Origin of the sequence: Gordonia pseudamarae, assembly GCF_025273675.1 — a bacterium.
Classification (GTDB): domain Bacteria; phylum Actinomycetota; class Actinomycetes; order Mycobacteriales; family Mycobacteriaceae; genus Gordonia; species Gordonia pseudamarae.
Map to the genome: position 1 here is coordinate 218621 of NZ_CP045809.1, position 20971 is coordinate 239591.

General features: G+C 65.9%; 14 protein-coding genes and 1 pseudogene. 7 read left to right on the forward strand and 8 right to left on the reverse strand.

From position 1 onward, the window contains the following. Positions 1 to 15: 15 nt before the first annotated feature. From GII31_RS00895 to GII31_RS00905, 3 genes are all read right to left on the reverse strand, one after another. Complete coding sequence (locus GII31_RS00895) at positions 16 to 1338, reverse strand: competence/damage-inducible protein A (protein ID WP_213245940.1); 1323 nt, start codon at positions 1336 to 1338, stop codon at positions 16 to 18. Between the two features lie 94 nt (positions 1339 to 1432). Beyond that, positions 1433 to 2437 carry an IS481 family transposase gene (locus tag GII31_RS00900; RefSeq protein WP_260839994.1) on the reverse strand — a complete coding sequence of 335 codons (1005 nt, stop codon included), beginning with the start codon at positions 2435 to 2437 and terminating at the stop codon, positions 1433 to 1435. Positions 2438 to 2535: 98 nt separating this feature from the next. Beyond that, the gene (locus GII31_RS00905; protein WP_213245942.1) at positions 2536 to 3141 is read right to left on the reverse strand and encodes a hypothetical protein; all 606 of its coding nucleotides are present in this window, start codon (positions 3139 to 3141) and stop codon (positions 2536 to 2538) included. A gap of 245 nt (positions 3142 to 3386) precedes the next feature. Here GII31_RS00905 and GII31_RS00910 point away from each other — a divergent pair, with 245 nt between their 5' ends. Both GII31_RS00910 and GII31_RS00915 read left to right on the forward strand, forming a co-directional pair. Then, entirely contained in the window at positions 3387 to 6080 is a 2694-nt protein-coding gene (locus GII31_RS00910; RefSeq protein WP_213245944.1) for an ABC transporter ATP-binding protein/permease, read from the forward strand. Next, positions 6077 to 7834, forward strand: coding sequence for an ABC transporter ATP-binding protein (locus GII31_RS00915; RefSeq protein WP_213245946.1), 1758 nt, complete (start codon positions 6077 to 6079; stop codon positions 7832 to 7834). Before GII31_RS00910 ends, GII31_RS00915 begins: the two co-directional genes overlap by 4 nt. A 351-nt stretch (positions 7835 to 8185) precedes the next feature. Here the strand turns inward: GII31_RS00915 and GII31_RS00920 are convergent, their stop codons facing one another. The 4 genes from GII31_RS00920 to GII31_RS00935 all read right to left on the reverse strand — a co-directional run bounded on the left by GII31_RS00920 (position 8186) and on the right by GII31_RS00935 (position 15495). Beyond that, positions 8186 to 11443, reverse strand: a complete 3258-nt coding sequence (locus tag GII31_RS00920; RefSeq protein ID WP_213245948.1) for a UvrD-helicase domain-containing protein — start codon at positions 11441 to 11443, stop codon at positions 8186 to 8188. Further along, the gene (locus tag GII31_RS00925) at positions 11440 to 14301 is read right to left on the reverse strand and encodes a PD-(D/E)XK nuclease family protein (RefSeq protein ID WP_213245950.1); all 2862 of its coding nucleotides are present in this window, start codon (positions 14299 to 14301) and stop codon (positions 11440 to 11442) included. Before GII31_RS00925 ends, GII31_RS00920 begins: the two co-directional genes overlap by 4 nt. A 185-nt stretch (positions 14302 to 14486) precedes the next feature. Then, positions 14487 to 15092, reverse strand: coding sequence for a DUF3558 domain-containing protein (locus GII31_RS00930; RefSeq protein WP_260840225.1), 606 nt, complete (start codon positions 15090 to 15092; stop codon positions 14487 to 14489). 49 nt (positions 15093 to 15141) lie between these two features. Beyond that, positions 15142 to 15495, reverse strand: a complete 354-nt coding sequence (locus GII31_RS00935) for a hypothetical protein (protein WP_213245952.1) — start codon at positions 15493 to 15495, stop codon at positions 15142 to 15144. A 73-nt stretch (positions 15496 to 15568) separates the two neighbouring features. On the opposite strand from GII31_RS00935, the gene GII31_RS00940 reads away from it, so the two are divergent. Together GII31_RS00940 and GII31_RS22710 are read left to right on the forward strand one after the other, a co-directional pair. After that, a protein-coding gene (locus GII31_RS00940) for an IS3 family transposase (RefSeq protein WP_260840226.1) occupies positions 15569 to 16710 on the forward strand; the annotation gives its coding sequence in 2 pieces (ribosomal slippage) (positions 15569 to 15854 and positions 15854 to 16710; 1143 coding nt in all). Positions 16711 to 16897: 187 nt separating this feature from the next. Next, a pseudogene (locus tag GII31_RS22710) lies at positions 16898 to 17029 on the forward strand (ISL3 family transposase); the annotation flags it as partial. Between the two features lie 340 nt (positions 17030 to 17369). Here GII31_RS22710 and GII31_RS00945 read toward each other — a convergent pair. After that, on the reverse strand, positions 17370 to 17666 hold the full coding sequence (locus GII31_RS00945; protein ID WP_407649868.1) for a hypothetical protein: 297 nt from the start codon (positions 17664 to 17666) through the stop codon (positions 17370 to 17372). Positions 17667 to 17806: 140 nt separating this feature from the next. Between GII31_RS00945 and GII31_RS00950 the strand changes: the two genes are divergently transcribed. From GII31_RS00950 to GII31_RS00960, 3 genes are all read left to right on the forward strand, one after another. Beyond that, positions 17807 to 19408 carry an HNH endonuclease signature motif containing protein gene (locus GII31_RS00950; protein WP_246222043.1) on the forward strand — a complete coding sequence of 534 codons (1602 nt, stop codon included), beginning with the start codon at positions 17807 to 17809 and terminating at the stop codon, positions 19406 to 19408. A gap of 477 nt (positions 19409 to 19885) precedes the next feature. Continuing rightward, positions 19886 to 20365, forward strand: coding sequence for a very short patch repair endonuclease (locus GII31_RS00955; RefSeq protein ID WP_322973047.1), 480 nt, complete (start codon positions 19886 to 19888; stop codon positions 20363 to 20365). Between the two features lie 146 nt (positions 20366 to 20511). After that, entirely contained in the window at positions 20512 to 20838 is a 327-nt protein-coding gene (locus tag GII31_RS00960; protein WP_213245954.1) for a hypothetical protein, read from the forward strand. The last annotated feature ends 133 nt before the right edge of the window (positions 20839 to 20971 follow it).

Genomic DNA, 20971 nt, shown 5'->3' on the forward strand with positions numbered 1-20971 from the left:
AAGAAATTCTTGGCGTCAGCTCCCGACGGCTTCCAGGATCAGATGCAGCGCGGCCGTGACGGTGAGAGCGCGGACGGTGGCGCGGTCGCCCGGGAACCGGATGGTGTGGGTCCGGGTGGGCGAACCGGACACGGAGATTCCGAAACATACAGTGCCCACGGGCTTTTCCGGAGACCCGCCATCGGGGCCGGCGATCCCGGTGGTGGAGACGGCGATGTCGGTGCCCAGGACGCGCCGCGCACCGTCGGCCATCGCCTCGGCCACCTGCTCGCTGACGGCGCCGTGCTCGGCGATCATCTCGGCCGGTACGCCCAGGACGTTCGTCTTCACCTCGTTCGAGTACGACACCACCCCGCCCGCCGTATACGCCGACGATCCCGCGCGGTCGGTGAGCCGGGCGGCGACCTTTCCACCGGTGCAGGACTCGGCGGTCCCGATCATCCGTCCCGTCAGGGCGGCGGCCAGCAGGTCGTCGACGGTGGATCCGTCGGTGGAGAAGATCTGTGCGCGGTGACGGTCGGTCAGCAGATCGACCAGACGCGCGTACGCCCGGCCGCCGGGCGAGCGGGGCTGCGGGGAGTGTTCGGCAGACCCCGCCACCGGGGAAGAAGGGTCCTCGGCGAACCGGGTGACCATGTCGATTTCGCCGCCCCGGATGCAGGTGGTGATCTCCAGGGAGTCGAAATCGGGTATCTCGTGCTCGGCCAGACGCAGGGTGTCGGCGAGTTCGGCCTCCGACAGCCGATACGCGCGGATCGTCTCCTCCCGCAACGCCGGCAGCGCGGCGATGACGTCGGTGAACGCCGGGGTGGCGACGGCGGCCGGCCACATCGCCCGCAGTTCCCGAGGCGGGCCGGGCAGCACGATGATCGCGGGCACCGAGTCCGTGCGCGAGATGGCGATGCCGGGTGCGGTGCCGGTCGGCGGGATATGCCGCGCGCCGTCCGGGACATACGCCTGTTTGTGCACCCCGGCGGCGGCGGCCGCGGGCAGCCGGCCGTCGATGCCGCGCCAGCGCCGCAGGATGTCGGTGATGTGCTGTTCGAGTTCCGGGTCGTGCCGCAGCGTGAGTCCGCAGAACCCGGCGACGCCCGCGACGGTCAGATCGTCGGCGGTGGGCCCGAGTCCGCCGGTGGTGACGATCAGGTCGACGCCCTCGTCGGCGAGGAACCGCAGTTGCGCGGTGAGGTCGTCGGGACGGTCGCCGCAGAGGGTGATGTGGGCGACGTCGACGCCGAATCCCAGGAGTTGTTCGGATACCCACGGCCCGTTGCGGTCGGCGATCCGGCCGGTCAGGACCTCGGTTCCGGTGACGATGATTCCTGCGCGTGCGTTCACCCGTCCGAGACTAGCGTTCTGGGGTTATCCGGTACCCCGGATACCGACGACGCCGGTTGAAGCGGACCTCAACCGGCGTCGTGGGTGATCAGGGCTAGGTGTACTTCCCCGTGAGGTTGTGAACGCGGTCTGAGGGGACTTGGCCTCCGATTCCGGTGTGGGGTCGGTGGTGATTGTAGTGGTGCAGCCACGCGGTGTAGGCGGTGGTGCGTTCGGCTTCGCTGGTGTAGGGGCGGGCGTAGGCCCACTCGGCGGCCAGGGTTCGGTTGAAACGTTCGACCTTCCCGTTCGTCTGCGGCCGATACGGCTTGGTCTTCTTGTGCTTGATCCCGGTCTCGGCCAGTGCCTGGGCGAACGCGTTGGAGCGGTAGCAGGAACCGTTGTCGGTCATTACCGCGGTCACTTCGACGCCGCGCTCGGCGAAGAACGTGTTGGCGCGCCGCCAGAATCTGGCCGCGGTCTCTTTCCGTTCGTCGTCGAGGATCTCCGAATACGCCACCCGGGAGTGGTCGTCGACGGCATGGTGCAGGTAGCGGTAGCCCCGCGAGTGCGGTGCTCCCGAGCGTGCTGCCCGGCCACGGGCCACACCGGCAGTACGGTCCGCGGCCGATCCGCGACCATGAGCACGCCAGCCACCACCGTCGGGGATTCGGCCTTGCTTCTTGATGTCGACGTGCACGAGTCGTCCGGGCCGGTCGACCTCGTACCGTTTCGGTTTCGGTCTGCGCACCGGTAGTCCGGTGGCCTGGTCGATGTTCGACAGCAGCGGCATCCGGTAGCGCTCCAGGACCCGACCGACCGTCGAACGCGCGATACCCAGGTGATAGGAGATCCGGTGCGGTCCCCACCGGCGGGAGTAACGCAGGCAGATGATTCGTCGTTCGGTGCGTCGGGGCAGCCGGGCCGGTGAGCGGGCGGGGCGGGAACTGCGGTCGGTCAGGCACTGGCCGGCGCGGTAACGGTCGGCCCACCGCTTGGCCGTGGCCGGCGAACACTGGAACCGTTCGGCAGCGCGCCGCAAAGACCAGCCCTCATCGATGATCAGGGAAGCAAGACGGCGACGCCCCTCGGGCGTCAACGGTGCGTTAGCGTGAGTCACGAAGACCTCCGTGGCTAGATGGTGAGTGTGGTAACCCACATCCTGCCCGGAGGTCTTCGCCTTACCTCAGATGTTCACAACGTGTCGGGGAAGTACAGCTAGGCGTTGAGCCAGTTCAGCACCGCGTGGAAAGCGCGGGGGTTGGCATCGTTGATACCGATGGCGGCACCGACGACAGCGCCGATACCGGCCAGCCACAGGCAGCCGACGAAGATGAAGCAGCCGACGACGAGACCGACGACCGCGCCGATGGCGGCGGTGAGGCTGCCGCCGTTGTTCCAGCCGATCATGACCTCACGCATCATCCGGTTGTAGGCGGCCTGCTTGGACGCGTACGGTCGCACGTCCTTGCTGATGATGTTGCGTGTGTCCGGGGTGACGATCGGGGTCAGGGTTGCGCTGGTGCGGTCGGCGCTCAGGTTCACCCGCAGCGGGACGTCGACACCACTGATGGGAATGGTCAGCGGAACGCGCTCGATGACCTTGCCGCTGCGGTTGGCCACGTCGAGGGTGGTGCCGCCGCTATAGGGGAGGAATGTCGCGTTGGTGAGCTTTGTGGTGAGCTTTCCGGGGGCGGCGGTGGTGATGCCGGTCGGGTTGGCGCCCGATACCGGGGCCGCGTGTGCGGTGCCCGCACCGACGGCGAGAACGGTGGCCGTTGCGGTGACGCCGAGGGCGAGGCCGATACGTCGGAGGAGTCTCATGGTTAACCGATGCCTTTCGGTGGTGTATGTCCGTCTCGGGTGGATGTCCGTCTCGGGTGGATGTCCGTCTTGCCCACTCTGCCAAATCGCCGGCCCGGTGTCTGAATATCGTTACCGCTGAGCTGGGTCGTTGCCGGATCGATGCATGAGGAATCTGTGCATTCGGCCCGGGGGATTGTTGACAAGACCGCCCGGTAACTAAGGTGAGTCTGGCCTTACATCGATCCGGCCGCCGGGAGGACGTGATGTCGAGAGGTTTTAACGGAGCGTTGATGCGTGCATTCGGTGCGCGCGATCATCGGGCGAAAGTTACTGGCGTACAGTATATTACACCGCACTGCAGGCGTGTGTGGTTCGTGTCCGGGACGCTGTTCGAGGAGGCGGAGGACTTCCCGACGGCCTTTGTGCGGGGCTGGTTCCCCGACGGGGAGGGCAAAGAGTTCCAGCGCGGCTACACATTCGTCGACGCCGATCCCGAAACGGGGGAGTTCTCCATCGACTTCGTGCTCCATGAACCGGCCGGACCTGCGTCGACGTGGGCCGCGACCGTTGAGCCCGGTGCCGAGATTTCATTCATGTGGATGAGCGCGATGCCGTTCGAGGTGCCCACCGTGGGTCGTCCGGACGGCTATCTGCTGATCGGTGACTCGGCCTCCCTGCCGGCGATCCGTACCGTCGTGTCCGTCATTCCCGACGACCTGCCGATCGAGCTGTACCTGGAGGAACACGACCGGCTCGACCACCGGTTGCCGCTGCCCGAACATCCGCGGCTGCGGGTGCACTGGGTGCCGCGGCTGGATGCGACGTCGGTCGCCTCGGCGCTGGAGAACCGCGACTGGTCCAACTGGTACCTCTGGGTGTGCCCCGAATCGGGCACCCTCAAGGAGGTCCGCAAACGGGCCAAGGAGTTCGGCTTCCCCAAATCGGAAACACATGCGCAGGCGTACTGGGCGCACGGCAAGGCGATGGGCAAGGAGCGAGATCCCGAGGCCCAGGCCCAGGCCGATACCGAGGCCGACACCGGGGACGCGGCCCGGACGGCTGCCACCGAACCCGAACAGGTGGCCCCGGCGACCGCATCGGCTGCCGGGCGGTCGGCGCCGGCCACCGAGCCGGCCACCCCGTCGGCGGTCCAGGGTGAATGGAATGCGGCGGGCGCGGGCAGACTGATCGCGCCGCTCAAGGGCAAGCTCATCGTCGCCGGTCTCGCGCAGGCGATCCTGGTGTTGCTGCAACTGGCGCCGTTCGTGCTGCTGGTGGAGTTCGCCCGGCGCGTACTGCGCGACGCGCCCACGTCCGAACTGTGGAATCTCGGTTTCTGGGCGCTCGGGCTGCTCGGCGCGGGGCTGCTGCTCGAATTCGCGCTACAGCTGTGGCTGCACCTGGTCGATGCCCGGTTCTCGCACGATCTGCGGCATCGTCTGCTCGGCAAGATGGCGCGGATGCCGTTGGGCTGGTTCACCGCACGCAATTCCGGTGTGATCAAGTCGCAGATCCAGGACAACACCCTGGCCCTGCACTATCTGGTCACCCACGCGGTGGTGGACGCCGTTGCCGCGGTGGTCACGCCGATCGCGGTGCTGATCTATCTGTTCACCGTCGACTGGGGTATCGCGTTGTGCATGTTCATCCCCGTCCTCACCTACGTGGTGGTGATGTGGCGGATGATGGCGCAGTCGGGCCCGAAGATCCCGCAGGCGCAGAAGTGGGCCGAACACATGAACGGGGAGGCCGCGGCCTATCTGGAGGCGCAGCCGGTGATCCGGGTGTTCGGCGGAGTGATGGCGTCGAGTTTCCGGCGCAATCTCGATGACTACATCGGCTTCCTGGGCAACTGGCAGCGCCCGTTCATCAAGGCCAAGACCGTGATGGACCTGGTCACCCGGCCCACCACCTTCCTGTGGCTGATCTGCTTCACCGGAACGCTGTTCGTCATCTGGGGATGGGCCGAGCCCGTCGACCTGCTGCCGTTTCTGTTCCTGGGCACCACCTTCGGTGCGCGGCTGCTCGGAATCGGCTACGGTCTGGCCGCTTTGCGGTCCGGCACGATCGCCGCCCGCGATATTCAGGCGACCCTGGAAGAGCCCGAACTAGCCGCACTCGAAGCCGAACCGACGGCCGTCACCGGGACCCCCGTTGTCCGCAGCCCCGAGGTCGTCTTCGACCGGGTCACCTTCGGCTACCGCAAGGACGCCCCCGTCCTGCACGACATCTCGCTTCATCTGGCGCCCGGTACCGTGACCGCGCTGGTGGGCCCGTCCGGCTCGGGCAAGTCGACGCTGGCGGCGCTGCTGGCCCGCTTCTACGATGTCGGCGGCGGGTCCATCACGATCGGTGGTCGCGACATACGCACGATGGCCGGCGACGAACTGTACCGGCATCTGGGTTTCGTTCTGCAGAGCACGCAGCTCGTCGCGGGAACGGTCGCCGAGAACATCGCGCTGGCGGTGCCCGAGGCGTCCCGGGAGCGTGTCGAGGCCGCCGCCCGCGCGGCCAATATCCACGACCGCATCGAGCGGATGCCGCAGGGCTACGACACCTTCCTCGGCGCCGATGCCGCCCTGTCCGGCGGTGAACGGCAACGCCTCACCATCGCGCGTGCACTCCTGGCCGACGCACCCATCCTGGTGCTCGACGAGGCCACCGCATTCGCCGATCCGGAGTCGGAATACCTGGTGCAGCAATCGCTGAGCACGCTGGCCGCGGATCGGACGGTTCTGGTGATCGCGCACCGGCTGCACACCGTCGTCGACGCCGACCGGATCGTCGTCCTCGACGACGGCAGAATCGTCGAAACCGGTACCCACGCACAGCTGTTCGAAGCACGGGGGCGGTATCGGGCGTTATGGGATTCGTTGGAGGGGAATTCCGCCGGGAATCCGGCCGACACCGCGGCGCCCGACAACGGTGCCGACCTGAGTATGGGAGCACAACGATGATCCGCACGGTGCTGGCGCTGATCCCACCCGGCTACTCCGGGTTCGTGCGCCGTTTCACAATTCTGACGGTGGTGTCGGTGATCATCCGCGCGGCGAGCGTGGTGTTCCTGGTGCCCCTGTTGTCCGGACTGTTCGACGGCGATCACGACAAGGCACTGCTCTGGCTCGGTGCGCTCACGGTGTCGACCGCCGTGGGCTGGATCGTCGACAGGATGATCTCCACGAGTGGTTTCGGTCTGGGTTTCGGCATCGTCGACAACGCGCAACGCGACGTGGCCGAACGACTGTCACGGGTCCGGCTGACCTGGTTCAACGCCGCGAACACCGCCGACGCCAGGCAGGCGATCGCCGCGACCGGCCCCGACCTGGCCGGGCTGGTGGTGTATCTGGTGGTCCCGGTGGCCGGTGCGGTGCTGTTGCCCGCGGTGATCGGTATCGTCCTGTTCCCGGTGGCCTGGCAACTGGCGCTGGTGGCACTGGCCGGGGTGCCGTTGCTGCTGGGTGCGCAGTGGGCGACGACGGCGATCACCAAGAAGGCCGATGCCGTCGCCGACGAGGCCAACGCCGAGCTCAACGGCCGGGTCATCGAGTTCGCCCGCACCCAGGAGGCGTTGCGGGTGTCCCGGCGGGCCGAACCGGAACGGAGTCTGGTCGGTGACGCGCTGGACCGTCAGCACGGCGCGCTGACCAAGCTGTTGATGTACCAGATCCCGGGTCAGGTGTTGTTCAGTCTGGCAAGCCAAGTGGCGTTGTTCGCGCTCGCCGGGACCGCGGCGTGGCTGACGGTGCGCGGTGACCTGTCGCCGGCCGAGTCGGTGGCGCTGATCGTGGTGGCCGTGCGTTACCTCGAACCGTTCACGGTGCTGGCCGAACTCGGCGCGGGCCTGGAGACCACACGGCTGACCCTGCGCCGGATCGGGTCGGTACTCGACGCGGAAACCGATGGTCCGCAAGAGGGTTCGGCGCTCACCTCGAACCTCGTCGCATCCAATCCCGTCGGGGCACCCCGGATCGAGTTCGAGAACGTCACATTCGGTTACGGTCGGGACCACCCGATCCTGGAGAACCTGAACCTGACCATCGAGGCCGGTTCGGCGACGGCGATCGTCGGCGCATCCGGATCGGGCAAGTCCACGATCCTGGGTCTGATCGCGGGACTGCACGAGCCACGGGCCGGGCGCATCCTGTTCGACGGCGTGGACGTGGCGAAGCTCGAACTGCCGGCGCGCCGGGCATTGTCGAGTGTGGTGTTCCAGGAGCCGTACCTGATCCAGGGCACCATCGAGGAGAACGTGCTGGCCGGAGATCCGTCCGCCGGGCCCGACCGGGTCGCCGCCGCGACGCGGCTGGCCCGGGTCGACGAGATCGTCAGCCGACTGCCGGACGGACTCAGGGCGCCGGTGGGGGAGGGCGGTTCGGTGCTCTCCGGTGGTGAGCGACAACGCATCAGCATCGCCCGGGCCCTGCTGAAACCGGCACCGGTCCTGCTGATCGACGAGGCCACCAGCGCCCTCGACAACGAGAACGAGCGGGCCGTCGTCGACGCGTTGTCGACGGGCGGCATCCCGCGAACCCGGATCATCGTCGCCCACCGCAAGGCCGGTATCCGCCGCGCCGATCAGGTGATCGTGATCGATGACGGCCGGATCGCCGAACAGGGCGCACCCGCCGAACTGCTCGCCGCGGGCGGACTGTTCGCCCGGTTCTGGGAGCATCAGGAGGCCGGTGCCGGCTGGAAGCTCACCGACCGCTGACGACCCGGTCCGCGTCGGCGCCGGGCGAGGTACCGCCGTCGCGCCCACGTCGCGGCCGCCGTCTCGGTGGCCCCGTCCACGTCGTGCCCGACCGTCGACCTGCGGTAGTCGATGTCGGCCCCGGCCGCGCGTGGGTCCCGCACGGAGGCCTCGGCAAGCGGGCTGATCGCGAATCGACCGCGGAGTGGGCACGTGCGGGCGAGACGCCCGCGCGTGCCCACTCCGCGACTTCCCCGTTGGTCGGCACCCGGGCACCCGATACCACCGACTGCAGCATTCGCTGCCGCGAGACCGATCCGACCGCATTAAACCCCGATGCCACAGGGGTTGTCCACCCTTGGGCCACAATCGTTACCTACTTCGGTCGGACAACGGCCGGTCGACGACGGCCGCGCCGCCCGGCCGGCAGAACACCAGTTCGAGTCGGCCGACCCGTTCGCCGGTCGCCTGCCCGATCAGATCGGCGTAGATCGACAGCTGTGCCCAGTACGCCTCCAGCGTTTCCCGCCGCACCCTCCTGTCGGTCTTGTAGTCGACGATCACCAGCGTGTTGTCGTCCTCGCGGTACACCAGGTCGGCGATGCCTTCGACGACGGTCACACCATCCGGGCCGAGCCCGGCGAGTTGCATCTCCTGCCAGTGCTGACGGACCGCCGCCCGCTGCACGGGTGCGGCGGTGATCGCCGAGCAGGCCAGCGCCACGAAGAAGTCGGAGTCCTTGATGCCCGCGGCGATCGCGATGTTGCGGGCGGTGTCGCGGAACGTCTCATCGGCACCGTCGGCCAGCGGTACCGCTTCGAGAACGGTGTGCAGGGCGATGCCGAGCAGCCGTCCGCTCTCGGTGCGTTCCTCGTCGTCGGCGATCGGTGCGTAGATGCCGTCGGCGATGAGTCCTTTTGTCCGGTAGGACGCGAGCAGCGTCGCCGCGCTCTCGGTTTCGGGATGGGCGATGTGTGTGGAGGCGTACGACGCACGGCGCGCGGACATGCCGGCGATCAGTTCGGTCTCGGCCCGCCAATCGTCCCAGCTCTGATGTCCGGTCGCGGCCGGTGATTCTTCGTCCCGACGGCGTGCCTCGATGAGATCGGGAACCTGATCGGCGACGTCGGCGATCCCGTCGGCGAGGACCGCGGTCCAGCAGCGGGAGGGCCCGGAATGGCCGGACACGGCGAGATGGCTTTCGGCTCGGGTGCAGGCCACGTACAGCAGCCGTATCCGCTCCGCGGCGATGTGCGCGTCCTCGATGACCGAGGCCGCCTCGTAGCCCGCGGTCTGCACCGACTTGGCCGCGCGCACCTGCAACGTTCCCGACGAATCCCAGAGCACGGGTTCGAAGTCGTTGCGGAAGCCGCCGCTCATCCCCGCGACGATCACCATCGGGAACTGCAACCCCTTGGCCGCGTGAATCGTCATAATACGCACCGCGTTCACCCCGATCTCGGGGAGTACCGCTTCGGCGACGCGGGCGTTCTCGTCGGCCTGGGTGGCGGCCCAGTCCAGGTAGTCGCGCAGGCTGCCGCGATCCTCGGCGTACCAGGCATGGGCCTGGTCGATGACGAACCGCAGCCGCCGCCACACGTCGCGGTGCCGGGGCGAGTCCATCGACACCTCGAACACGCGCCGATCCGCCGCCAGCCGCGACAGCAACGCTCCCGGGTTCATATCGCCGATCTCGTGGGAGAGTGCCTTCAGGTAGCTGAACGCGCGGGCCACCGGCGAATCGTCCTGACCGTCCGGCGGATCTTTGTGGATGATCCAGTGTCCGTTCGCGTTCCGCCAGCGCAGCAGGTCGTCGTCGCCGCACCCGAACAGCGGGGTGCGCAGCGCGGCGACCACGGCCGCGGAGTCGGCGGTGTCGGCCAGCGCCCGGCAGGTGACCAGCAGGTCATGCACTTCTTGTGTCGAATACACCAGACTTGATGCCTCGGAACGGAACTCGATACCCGCCGCGTCCAGGCTCCGCTCCAGGAGGGGCAGCACCGCCCGCGACGGGATGAGGATGCAGATGTCGCTCCAGCGAAGCGGCACCTGGTCGTAGTCGCTGTCGCCGCGGTACTTCTCATGGCACCAACCATTTTCGGTTGCGGTGGCGATGATGCGCGCGACGTCGCGGGCTTCGCGGGTGCGTGACAGCTCGGCCTTGCTCAAACCCGACTCGTCGGCGGAGGGCTCGCCGGCATCGGAGAACACGAACGGGCCCGGGCCGCAGCCGGCTGCGGGCAAGGGGCGGTCGGGTCGTGGGGTGAGCTTCACGTATCCGGGCTGAACGTGTCCCTGCGCCTGTACGAGTACTCCGAAAACACTGTTCACCCAGTCGATGACGGCACGAGTGGAGCGGAAGTTGGTGGTCAGCTGCACCACGTCGTCGGCCGGAAGTCGTTCACGCGCGCCCATATAGGCGGCGATGTCGGCGCGGCGGAACCGATAGATGGATTGCTTGGGATCGCCGACGGTGAACAACCGGCCCGCGATACTCGCGGCACCCGCGCCCGCCACGATCCGCCGCGCCAGCTCAAGTTGCAGTGGATCGGTGTCCTGGAATTCGTCGAGCAGCACCCGCCGGTACCGATCGTGGGTGGCGGCGGCCACCATCGGGTTCTTCAGCACTTCCGCGGCGTGGACCAGCAGGTCGTGAAACTCCAGTTGCCCGGTGCGCCGACGCTCGTCGGCCTCATCCACGATCAGTGTTGCCATATGGTGTACGACAACCCGCAGCGCTCCGTCGAGATATGTGTTGCGGATCCTCGAAATAGTGTCGTCCCGAAGGGATTTGATGTGACTCTTGATCTGCTTGACCTGTGCGGAGCCGCCCGACCAGTTGCCGCCTCTGCCGCCGCTGCCGGGGCCCGGGCAATCCTCGACGATGGGGAGCCAGCCGGTGGGATTCTTCTCCGCGCGTAGCAGTGCGAGCCAGTCTGTGAGCCGATACAACTGGATGGCGAGTTTGTCTTCCTGATCGGTGCAGTCGGTGAGGTGGCCGCAGATCGACTCCGCCTCCCACAGGATGGTGTCGATGTCGGCGTCGGCGACGGCGACGCCACGCGGGGCATCGAGGGCTGTCAGACGGTCCCAGTTGCGGTCGAGAGCATCTGCGAGATTGCGTATCTGATCCACCGACACACCGACGGCGATCAGAGCATGCATGGCGTCGACGACCTCGGCCGGGGCGTTGTCGGTGAACAACTGCTGCTGCATCCGGTGCCACCGGCGCTGGAACGACAGTTGCGATCCCATCGAGTCGACGACGGTGATGCGCGGCGGCACCCCCGCTTCGAGCGGATGCTCGCCGATAATGCGTCCGGCAAACGAATGCAGGGTGCCGATCGCGGAGGTATCGAGTTGCCGCAGAGCGGAATGCGCCGCCGGTGAGTCGACCTTGGCGAGCTCGGTGCGGATCCGTTCGCGGAGTTCGGCGGCGGCCTTCTCGGTGAAGGTGATGGCGGCGATCCGGTCGAGTTCGATGCCGTCGTGCAGGACCAGACGGCAGATGCGCTGCACCAGCGAATGGGTCTTGCCGCTGCCGGCCCCGGCCTCCACGAACAGTGTGGTGGCGGTGTCCTCGGTGATGCGGACACGGGCTGCGGCGTCGGCGAGTTTCGGGTCGATCATGCTTGTTCTGCTCCGTATTTCGCGACGAAATCGGCGATCTCGGGCACGTTTCCGAGGTGTGACCACGAACGCTGCAGTCCGACCTTGCCGACGAGGTCGAGGATGGCGTCGGGCCACCGGGTGTCGGGGGTACGAGGCGGGAAATAGCCGCCGCTGATCATTTGGTGTACCAGCCGCAGATCGTCTCTGAGGATGTCGATCACCTCATCGGTGACGACGTAGCCGACCTCGTCGAAGTTGCCCTTCTCGGTGACGAACCAGTATCGGGCACTGACCGTGGATCCGAACTCCTGTGCCAGCAGGCCGTAGACGGGGAGCTGAAAGTGGGTTCCGCCGTGTGTGGGACTGTCGATCGTGATGTTCTTGTACCGGTTCTTCTGTCCCGACTTGTAGTCGGTGACGCGGATACGTCCGTCGCGGCGGGCGTCGATCCGGTCGACGGATCCGCGGAACTCGATGGTGGTGGTGCCGAGATCGAAACGGACAACGGGATTCTCGGGTGGTTCGGAGTAGGGAAGTCCGTGCGGTGGCATCCCGAAGGTTCGTTCCACATGCGTCGGGGTCCAGCCTGCCGCATGGTCGGCGCTGTCCTCCTCGAACCAGCGCCGCAGGTCCCGGACGATGGTGCCACGATCCCGATCCCACAGGTGGTCGAGCCAACCCGGATTCTCCCGGTCGGCATGATCGAGCACCTCGTCGGCGATGGCTATGAGAAGGGAAACATCGTGCGGCGCTGCGCCTTCTATGGAGTCGCGAACATACAGTTCGAGGATTTTGTGGATGATGCTGCCCCGGGTGAGCGCATCGATCTGGGTGGCCTCGTCGGGGTCCGCGAGCACTTTCACGCCCAGTACCACGGTGAGGAAGAACAGGTACGGGCTTTTCACCCACTCCTCAAGCTTGGTGGGCGAGACCGGATTGTCGAACACCGTGATCAGGTCGCGGACTTCGTGCACGTTGCCGTTGAATCGGGTGAACCGGCCGTGCAGCCGGTCGCTGCGCATCCGCATCCCGAGCCCGACGATCGGATCGGTCAGGGTGGCCTGACGCTGCTCCGCGGGTACCGACGCCAACGCCCGTAGCCGCCATTCGGTTTCCGACGCCGCCGACGCCCCGATCCGTTCGTTCGCGTTCTGTGCTGCCACGTCGAAGGATTCGACAACGACAATCCGTTGGGCGTCGGCGGTCTGTGTCTGCCAGCCGACGACGTCGACGGGCGCACCGGCCAGCGCGCCGAGTGCGGGCAGCAGCCAGCGGCTCGGTACCCGTTCGGCGCCGCCGCGCAGACTGCCGCGAGGGAACGTGACAATCCGCTCGCCGGCGCTGGTCGCGAGCGCGGCCCGGTAGACCCGGTGCTGCGCGTCCGTGCTGTCGGCGGGTGAGCGCCCGGTGAGTTCGGTCGGCAGCAGCGGATCTTCGCGCCGAGGTACCGGCAGGAGTCCTTCCGCAGCACCGAGCACGATGACGACATCGAGGTCGCGGCCTGCGGCGTCGGCGAGCTTGCCGACGGTGACCCCGACCCCGGATGTGCCGTGGACACCGCCGTGCGATGCGATCCGCACGTTCACCGCGTCACGGATCCGGTCGATGCCGGGGGCCGGGGCGAACTCGTCCATCATGGCCAGGGCCGCGCAGTCCTGTGTCAGCGTCAGCAGGTCGGCCGCGGCCCGCTCCGACCGACCCTGGAACCTGCCGGTGAGCAGCTCGCCGAGCTGTTCGGACACCTCGGCCCACGTCTGGGCCTGGTGCAGCCGGACGAGATCGGCGCGCAGTGCGGTGACGTAGGCGTGCAGGGCGGCCGTCTCTTCGGGGTAGGTGTTTCCGGTACGCGCACCGTCCGGCAGCGGCTCGGCGAGGCGGTCCCAGTCGGGGAAGCCGACGATCTTGCGGATGTCACGGGTGATCAGTTCGGTGCGTCGCTGACTGAACGGCTTGTCGGCGCCCGGGACCGTCGGGCGGCGCAGGGCTCCTTCGGCGAAGAAGTCGAGAAGCTCGCGGCGCGGCATCACCGCCGGGTCGATGCTGAGCAGACCGAGCAGGGCGCGAGCGGTGGGCCGGTCGGCGAGCGTGTGGCACAGGGGCGCGGTGAACGTGATCCGGCCGGCCGTCAGATGTTCGTGCAGCAACGTCAGATACGGATCCGGAGTGGGGTAGTAGATGCCTATCCGATGGCCGGGGACACCCGCGGCCAGATGTTTGCGGACCAGCCGCACCACCGCCCGCACCTCGTCGTCGGCGTCGGAGGTGTGAATCACCTGCGTCGGCTGGTTCTCCCCGTCCGGTTCGATGACGGTATAGCGTTCGCCGAGCACCTCGAGCAACCCATTGATGGCAGGTGTGCTGCGCGTTGGCGCGAACACCACCACATTCGTCAGGGTCGCGGCCATCGTGCGTGCCGCCGTCAACGCCTCATGTCTCAGGTAGTACCGCCGCACGAGATCGTCGCCGACAGCCTCCCCGTACACCCGCAACATGTCGGCCACCAGCGGTGTCGGTTCGTCGATGTGTGGCTCCGCCAGCTCGGTGAGCTGCCACGCCGCCTGCGACAACGCCTCCGCTGTCACCGCGGCCGTCGCGACCTCCCTGAACGCACCCGGCCGCTCATCGAGCACCCGAGCGACCGCCGCCGCCAACAACGGATACGGCAACGGCTGCCGTGGCTTCAGCACCGGTGCCGCCAGCCCGTCCACCATCTGCCCGGGCGTGACGATGCTCGTATTGGCGACCGCCCCCGCACGCGCCAACGCATGCAACACATCCCGACCCGCCGCATGATTGGGTACCACGACCAGCACCGGGGCCAACGGGTTCCCACCCTTGGCGTCGGCCACCGCAGCCACCAGTCCGTCGAACGTCATGGCGCCCATCATGCCGCACCCCAACGACATCCCGGCCCGGGTTGTGACCCGGGCAGGTTGCGCACACCCGCGCTATCGGGCCAGGAGTGATGGCTTCCCGCCGCCGGTTGAGGTGCGAGGAGGACCGGCGGCGAGTCCCGAAGCCGGGTGAGATCGTGCTGCCCCACAGTGCTCCACCTTGCCCACTATTCAGGAGCGGGTGGTTCCATCTTGGGGATCGTGAGTGTGGTGAATTCGATTGCTTGGGCACAGAGTTCGGAGGGTGGGGTGTCCGAGATGCGTGACACGAGAGTGGACACGGGTGCGCGTCCCGATTTCACGGTGGTCATACAGGTGTAGCGTGCACGCGCGTCGACCATTACCGGCCGTCCGTCGATGACGATGTCATACGATGTCGCGTACCACTCCCGGTCCTGCATCTGTTGTTCGAAAGTCGGCTTGTTTCCTGTTGCCTGAGTGACCCCTGACAGCTTGACGTCACGATATTCCCACCTGCACCCTCGTGCCGTTTGGCCGTTTGCCATGGCGACGTCTATCACACTGCCGGGATCGATACCCACTGCGGCGAGTTCGTCGTCGGTCAGTGCGGTGCAGGGTTCGTATGTGGTTCCGTTGTTGTTTGTCGACCATCTGTCCGGAAATCGATTATCGAAGGGGAGTCGTTTCCCGGAATCGTCGATCTGCCGGATCGATGCGGTGGTGGTTGGTCCAGCGGGCGCAGGGTTGGCCTCGCCGGTAACCGAACATGCGGTGGCGGCAGCGCCGAGCGAGGCGATGCTGGTGAACGCCAACAGTTGGCGGACTGCTCTCGTCCTGCGGCTGTGCGGTCGGATTGGCAACTCACCGAGGAGCAATGTTCTGTGCCGCTTCATTATCGGCCTCGGTGAGAGTCCGCGCGGCAACGAGGCAGGCATCCGCGAGGTTCTCCGCCGACGTAGCTTGCTCTCGGAGATCTGCTACCCAATCCTCAACAATTCCTCGGAACAGTTTATGGATCGTCCGACCTTCGACACATTCTCCATAGTAATTCCTGACAAACAGGGTGTCGGTGGTGTCGGCGATCTTATTGATGTCTATCGCGGCATCCGCGGCCGCCTTCGCTCGCGCTTTCCACCACGCCGGATCAGATTCGACCTCCCCGGACACATCGAATGCGTACCGCATGTCCAACGGCTGTTCGTCGTCGCCCGCCATCGTACGGGACTGGCCCCGGTTTAGTTGACATCTGATCTGTGAGGATTCCCCTCACGATGGAAGGATGCTCACCATGCCGAAAGCGTTCCCCGAAGAGTTCCGCCGCGACGTCGTCGCCGTCGCCCGCAAGCGCGAGGCCCCGCTGCGCCAGATCGCGAAAGACTTCGGAATCTCCGAGGGCTGTCTGCACCGCTGGCTCAAGCTCGCCGACCAACAAGACGGCACAGCCAGCGGCACCGCAGTCGGCCCTGATGCGTCTGTGGAGCTGAAGGAGGCCCGCAAGCGGATCAAGCTCCTCGAGCAAGAGGCCGAGGTCATGCGCCGGGCCGTCGCCTATCTGTCCCGGGATGTCAACCCAAAATGATGTACCCGCTGGTCCTCGACCTTGCTGCTGACGGCGTCCCCGTCACAGTGACCTGCCGGGTGCTCGGATTCTCCACCCAGGGCTTCTATAAATGGAAGAAAAACCCTGTCACGCAACGTGATTGGGAGGACGCCCACCTGATCGACGCCGCCCGCGCCATCCACGCCGACGATCCTGCGTTCGGCTACCGATTCATCGCCGACGAACTCTCCGACCGCGGCATCAGCGCGGGCGAGAACCGCGTCGCACGACTCTGCTCGCAAGAGCGCATCCGGTCGGTGTTCGCGAAGAAGAAGGGCCTGACCACCAAGTCCGGCCCGCCGGTCCACGACGACCTCGTAGAGCGCCGGTTTACTGCCCAGAAGCCGAACCAGGTGTGGCTGACCGACATCACCGAGCACCGCACCGACGAAGGCAAAATCTACCTCTGCGCGATCAAAGACCTGTATTCGAACAAGATCGTCGGCTACTCCATCGACTCCCGCATGAAGGCCTCGCTGGCGGTGACAGCGTTGACGCACGCGATCGGCCAGCGCTCGCCGGCCGGCACCATCGTCCACAGCGACCGCGGGAGCCAATTCAGGTCCCGGAAATTCGTTCACGCGTTGTCCCACAATGGGTTACGGGGATCGATGGGGCGGGTCGGGGCGGCCGGCGACAACGCAGCAATGGAGTCGTTCTTCGCGTTGTTGCAGAAGAATGTGCTCGACCGTCAGCGGTGGTCGACCCGCGAGGAACTACGGCTGGCGATCGTGGTCTGGATTGAGCGGACCTATCACCGCAAGCGCCGGCAGCGCCGCCTGGGCCGGCTCACCCCGGTCGAGTTTGAGACCATTAACAATGCCGCATAGACGGCCTGAACCGCTCAACCCCACGAGTCAACCGAAGTGGGGGCAGTCCCTACCCCCTGGATCACGAACATTCTTCACGCTACGAAAGTGATTGCTGGTCTGTCTGATCGGACAGTCAACACGGCGACGGCGCGATTGTCCAGGGTCGAGGTAGGAGCTGTGGATGAATCGGTCAACAACAGGGCCGGTGGCCACCCACGGTGGCGGCACGGGTGCTATGTCGGCGGTCCGCAAGAGTCACGGCGATCAGTCAACCGAGCAACGTGGCATCGTCGAGCAACTCCGTGTCGACAACAGCGACCTGTATGAGGCGTACATTGGGAATCCTGTGACGAAGGGTAGGATATTGCCGAACGCGTCAGTTTGTCGGATCGGTTTCGAGTGCTTCGACGAATCCGCCGGGTTTGCAGGTACGGTTGGCAGGGCATCGCCGTGGGCAGTACAGGCTGTCATCCCTATCGATGAATCAGTATCACTGGTCGTCTTAGCTGTGGTGTAACCCGTGTATTGAACGGCCTTCGATGCAGTCACCATGGTGATTCTTGGAGTGTAGAGGCTCGACGTCGAACGCCAGTTTCAGTAGTTTTTCGGCTGCCTGCTCGGCAGCCTTCCCCCGCGCGTTCCACCATGCCGGATCGGACTCCACCTCCCCGGATACATCAAAGGCGTACTGCTGAAAGAACTAGCCAATCTGTGTGATTGGACAGTAAACACGGTGGCGGCACTCTTGTCCAGAGTGGATGCGGGGTGTGGATAGGAATATAGGTATCGAACAAGCCGCTGAGTTCGGAGTCGGCGTCGATCGCGCCGGGGAGCGGGTCCATGAGCGCGAAGATGCCGGGGGCATCGTCGTAGTGACCGTCGTAGCGGGTGAGGTTGGCGGCGGAGAGTCTGTCGATGCCGGACTGGACGTCGACGATGGTGTTGTCGAGGTCGACATACAGGATCTTCTTCATGACGTAAGCATGTCTGTGAGGTACGATATCTGCTGGCCAGCCGGCATTCCGAAGCCACGTGCATTCGTTCGATCAGATGAATCTCAACCACCGTGCGCAATGTCAGATCAAAATCCACGGTTCGAACGTATGATCGGTATATGGCTTGGGGAGAAGCACACCACGACGGCGAATCGTGTTCGACCGATTCGCCGGTGGCGACGATATCGGACCGCCGCTCACCCTTACGGATGGTGCGCGAGACCGCATCCGACAACGACCTGTCGGCACCTGAGCTGGTGGAGGTGCTCGCCCATTGCGCGTCGACGGTGGCCGCCGCCCAGTACCGAATGATCAGGACGGCCAGCCTGATTCACGACGAGCGCGCCGAAGAACACGCCTATGAGTGCAGTCTGGTCGACTCGGGTGAACGTACTCCGGCCGAGTTGATGGATTCGGTTGCCGCAGGTAAAGATCCGCATAGAGATTTCGGCCCGGACGGTCTCGAACGCGCAATCGCGGAGGTGGGTGCGGTGTTGACGGTCACTCCGGCCCGCGCCAAGGCGTTGATCATCGCGGGCGACGCAGCCCGCTACCGTCTGGTGTTCACCTCGCACACGCTGGCCGAGGGACGTATCGATCTTGACCGATTCCTGCGCGCTGTCACACGCACCGACCTGTGCTCCCCGGAGGCGATCGCCGATATCGACGCTCACCTGGCCGGGGCGATCCTGGACAACCCGCCGATGTCCACGATCCGCTTCACCACCCTTGTCGACGCGTTGATTGCCCGCTGGGATCCCGAGTCTGTGCGTCGGCAGACCGAACGCAACAAATCCGACCGCAAGGTCACCATCACCCCCGACCGTTTCGCCCGCGGCAACTCGCGTCTTGGAGCGTCGCTACCGGCAACGGACGGCGCAACGGTTGACGCCACCCTGAACGCGATGGCGGGTTCGGTCCACTCAGCCGACCCACGCAACAAGCAACAACGCCGCGCCGACGCCCTGGTCGCGCTCGCCAAAGGCCGCACTGATCTGCCGTGCCTGTGCCCAGCCTGCACCGCCTTCGCCGACATCGACGAGGTGCCAGAGCCCGCCGATCGCGACGAGGCATCGCAGACGAGCGCTGCCGACGCCCGTATGGGTGCCCGTCCGGTGTTCCACATTGTGGTGAACCTGTCGACTCTCCTCGGCCTGGACAACGACCCCGGTTTCCTCGACGGGCACGGCATCGTCGACGCCACCACGTTGCGCTCCCTGCTGGCTGAGGCAGACCGCAGCTACATCAACCGCCACGCTGCGCAGCCAGACACTCAGCCAACCAAGTACACCCCGAGCCGAAAGCTGATCAACCTCGTCAAAGCGGGTGAGCTGTGCTGCACATTCCCCGGCTGCAACGCCCACGTCTGGACCGCCGACATAGACCACACCGTCCCGTTCGACCACCGCAATCCCACCTGCGGAGGACAAACCGTCCTCGGCAACCTCAAACCGCTATGCCGCTTTCACCACCGCGCAAAGACCTTCACCTCCTGGCAGGACTACCAGGACGACCTCGGCCGCGGCTGGTTCCAATCACCCACAGGCCACATGTTCTACGGCGCCTTCTTCACTGGCCGAACTCTGTTCCCAGGCCTCATCCCGCACCGAGACCCCGAACATCCTGGCCGCGCCACCCTCGATGCCGCCCGCCGCAAACGGATCGCCAAACAAGCCGATGACCAGCGGCGATGGGACGAAGCTAACCCACCTCCGTTCTAGACTAGTAGGGATGGGCGCCGACTGACGGTCTTGATGTTGTTTCCCGCTCAGGATCGTGCAACTCCGCTGCGGGAAGTCGTGGGGCGGGGCGGGGATACCCTACGGCTTCTGCTGATTCGCTCACTGTAAGATCGCCAGATTCAGTTCGGGCGAGTAGCTGACATCCGATGCGGCGCTGCTGAATGCCGATCTCGAAGCCCGTGCGCAAGCGCTCGGCATTCAGATCTCGGAGCGGATGGAGGACGCTGTCCCAATGTTGGCGATGCGGTCGTCGCGATCGGTGACCGGGAAACTGCTGCTGCGCGAAATGTGCGAGACGCGAGCGGTAGCGTTATCGACGTCGGGGACGTGGGCCTGAGCAAAGCGCGCAGGACGGTCGGCTGCAGAAGGCGGCGCTGCACGTGAGACGTCAAGGCGAATGCGATCGGACGATGACGCGGTCCAGGTTGTCAGTTGTCGGCCGGTATTCTCAGACCTGTGGCTGACACAGCACGTTCACGCAGCGCCGACGGAATGGCTAAGCCGGTGGCGTCGTCAGAACGTGTTCGCAGGCAGATGAGCCGCCAACGAAACAAGGACACCGGTCCCGAAACGGCGGTTCGCAGGGAGCTTCACTCCAGAGGCCTCCGGTTCAGGACGGACGTCAAACTTGAAGACGATCTGCGGACCCGGGCCGATATCGCGTGGCGAGGCTTACATGTGGCGGTCTTCGTCGACGGCTGCTTCTGGCACGGCTGCCCCGACCACGCGACGCGGCCTGTCGCGAATGCCAAGTGGTGGGCAGCAAAGCTGGACAAGAACATCGAACGTGACCGCGCGACGACAACCTCTCTGGAGCGGCGAGGATGGACAGTTCTGCGCTTCTGGGAGCATCAAGACGCGACAGAGATCGCGGCTGAGATCAGTCGGGTCGTGGCCTGCGCGCGCAGTGGTTCGGGAGTGCTGCATCCAAGGTGAGAGTTTGATGGCACGTATTCGTTTAGCAGACGCAAGGTTGTTCAGTCCCGTTCTTTGAGCGCTACCTGGGATGTTGTGGCGGAACTCGTTCGGGCCGAGTAGCCCGCCGCACAGAGAGGACACTCCCCTTGAGTTGCGAAGCGACCATGCCGAAGGGCTCGCGGTGGTTCTACGACGACGCGGTCGACAGTCAGTTAGATGCGGCATACTTCCTCGACTCGTTCCCTGAGTCTCCCCTGCAGGGCCTGACACGCCAGGCCCACCTGTTTGACGGTGACCGGATTGCCGGACGGGTGCTGAGCAACGACAAGGGCGGTTGTGATGTTGTGTACGACCCGGACGGACCTGCACTGGTGCCCACCAGGGCGATCTTGCGTCTGCGGCTGCTGCGTGCGCAGGTCAAGTCGGTCACCGAGGTATTCGACTTGTTGGTTGAAGAGTTCGGTCAGCGTGGTCGCAGGCCACCGCCCTGATGACCCGTCATCATCATGACCTTCCCCGCCAGCCTCACCGCCGTGCCGAGCCAGTTAGACCGTTGTCCGGACAGTCCCTACCGACACGCTCGAACATCTGGTGCATGTCATACCTATGCGGTACGACTAGTGA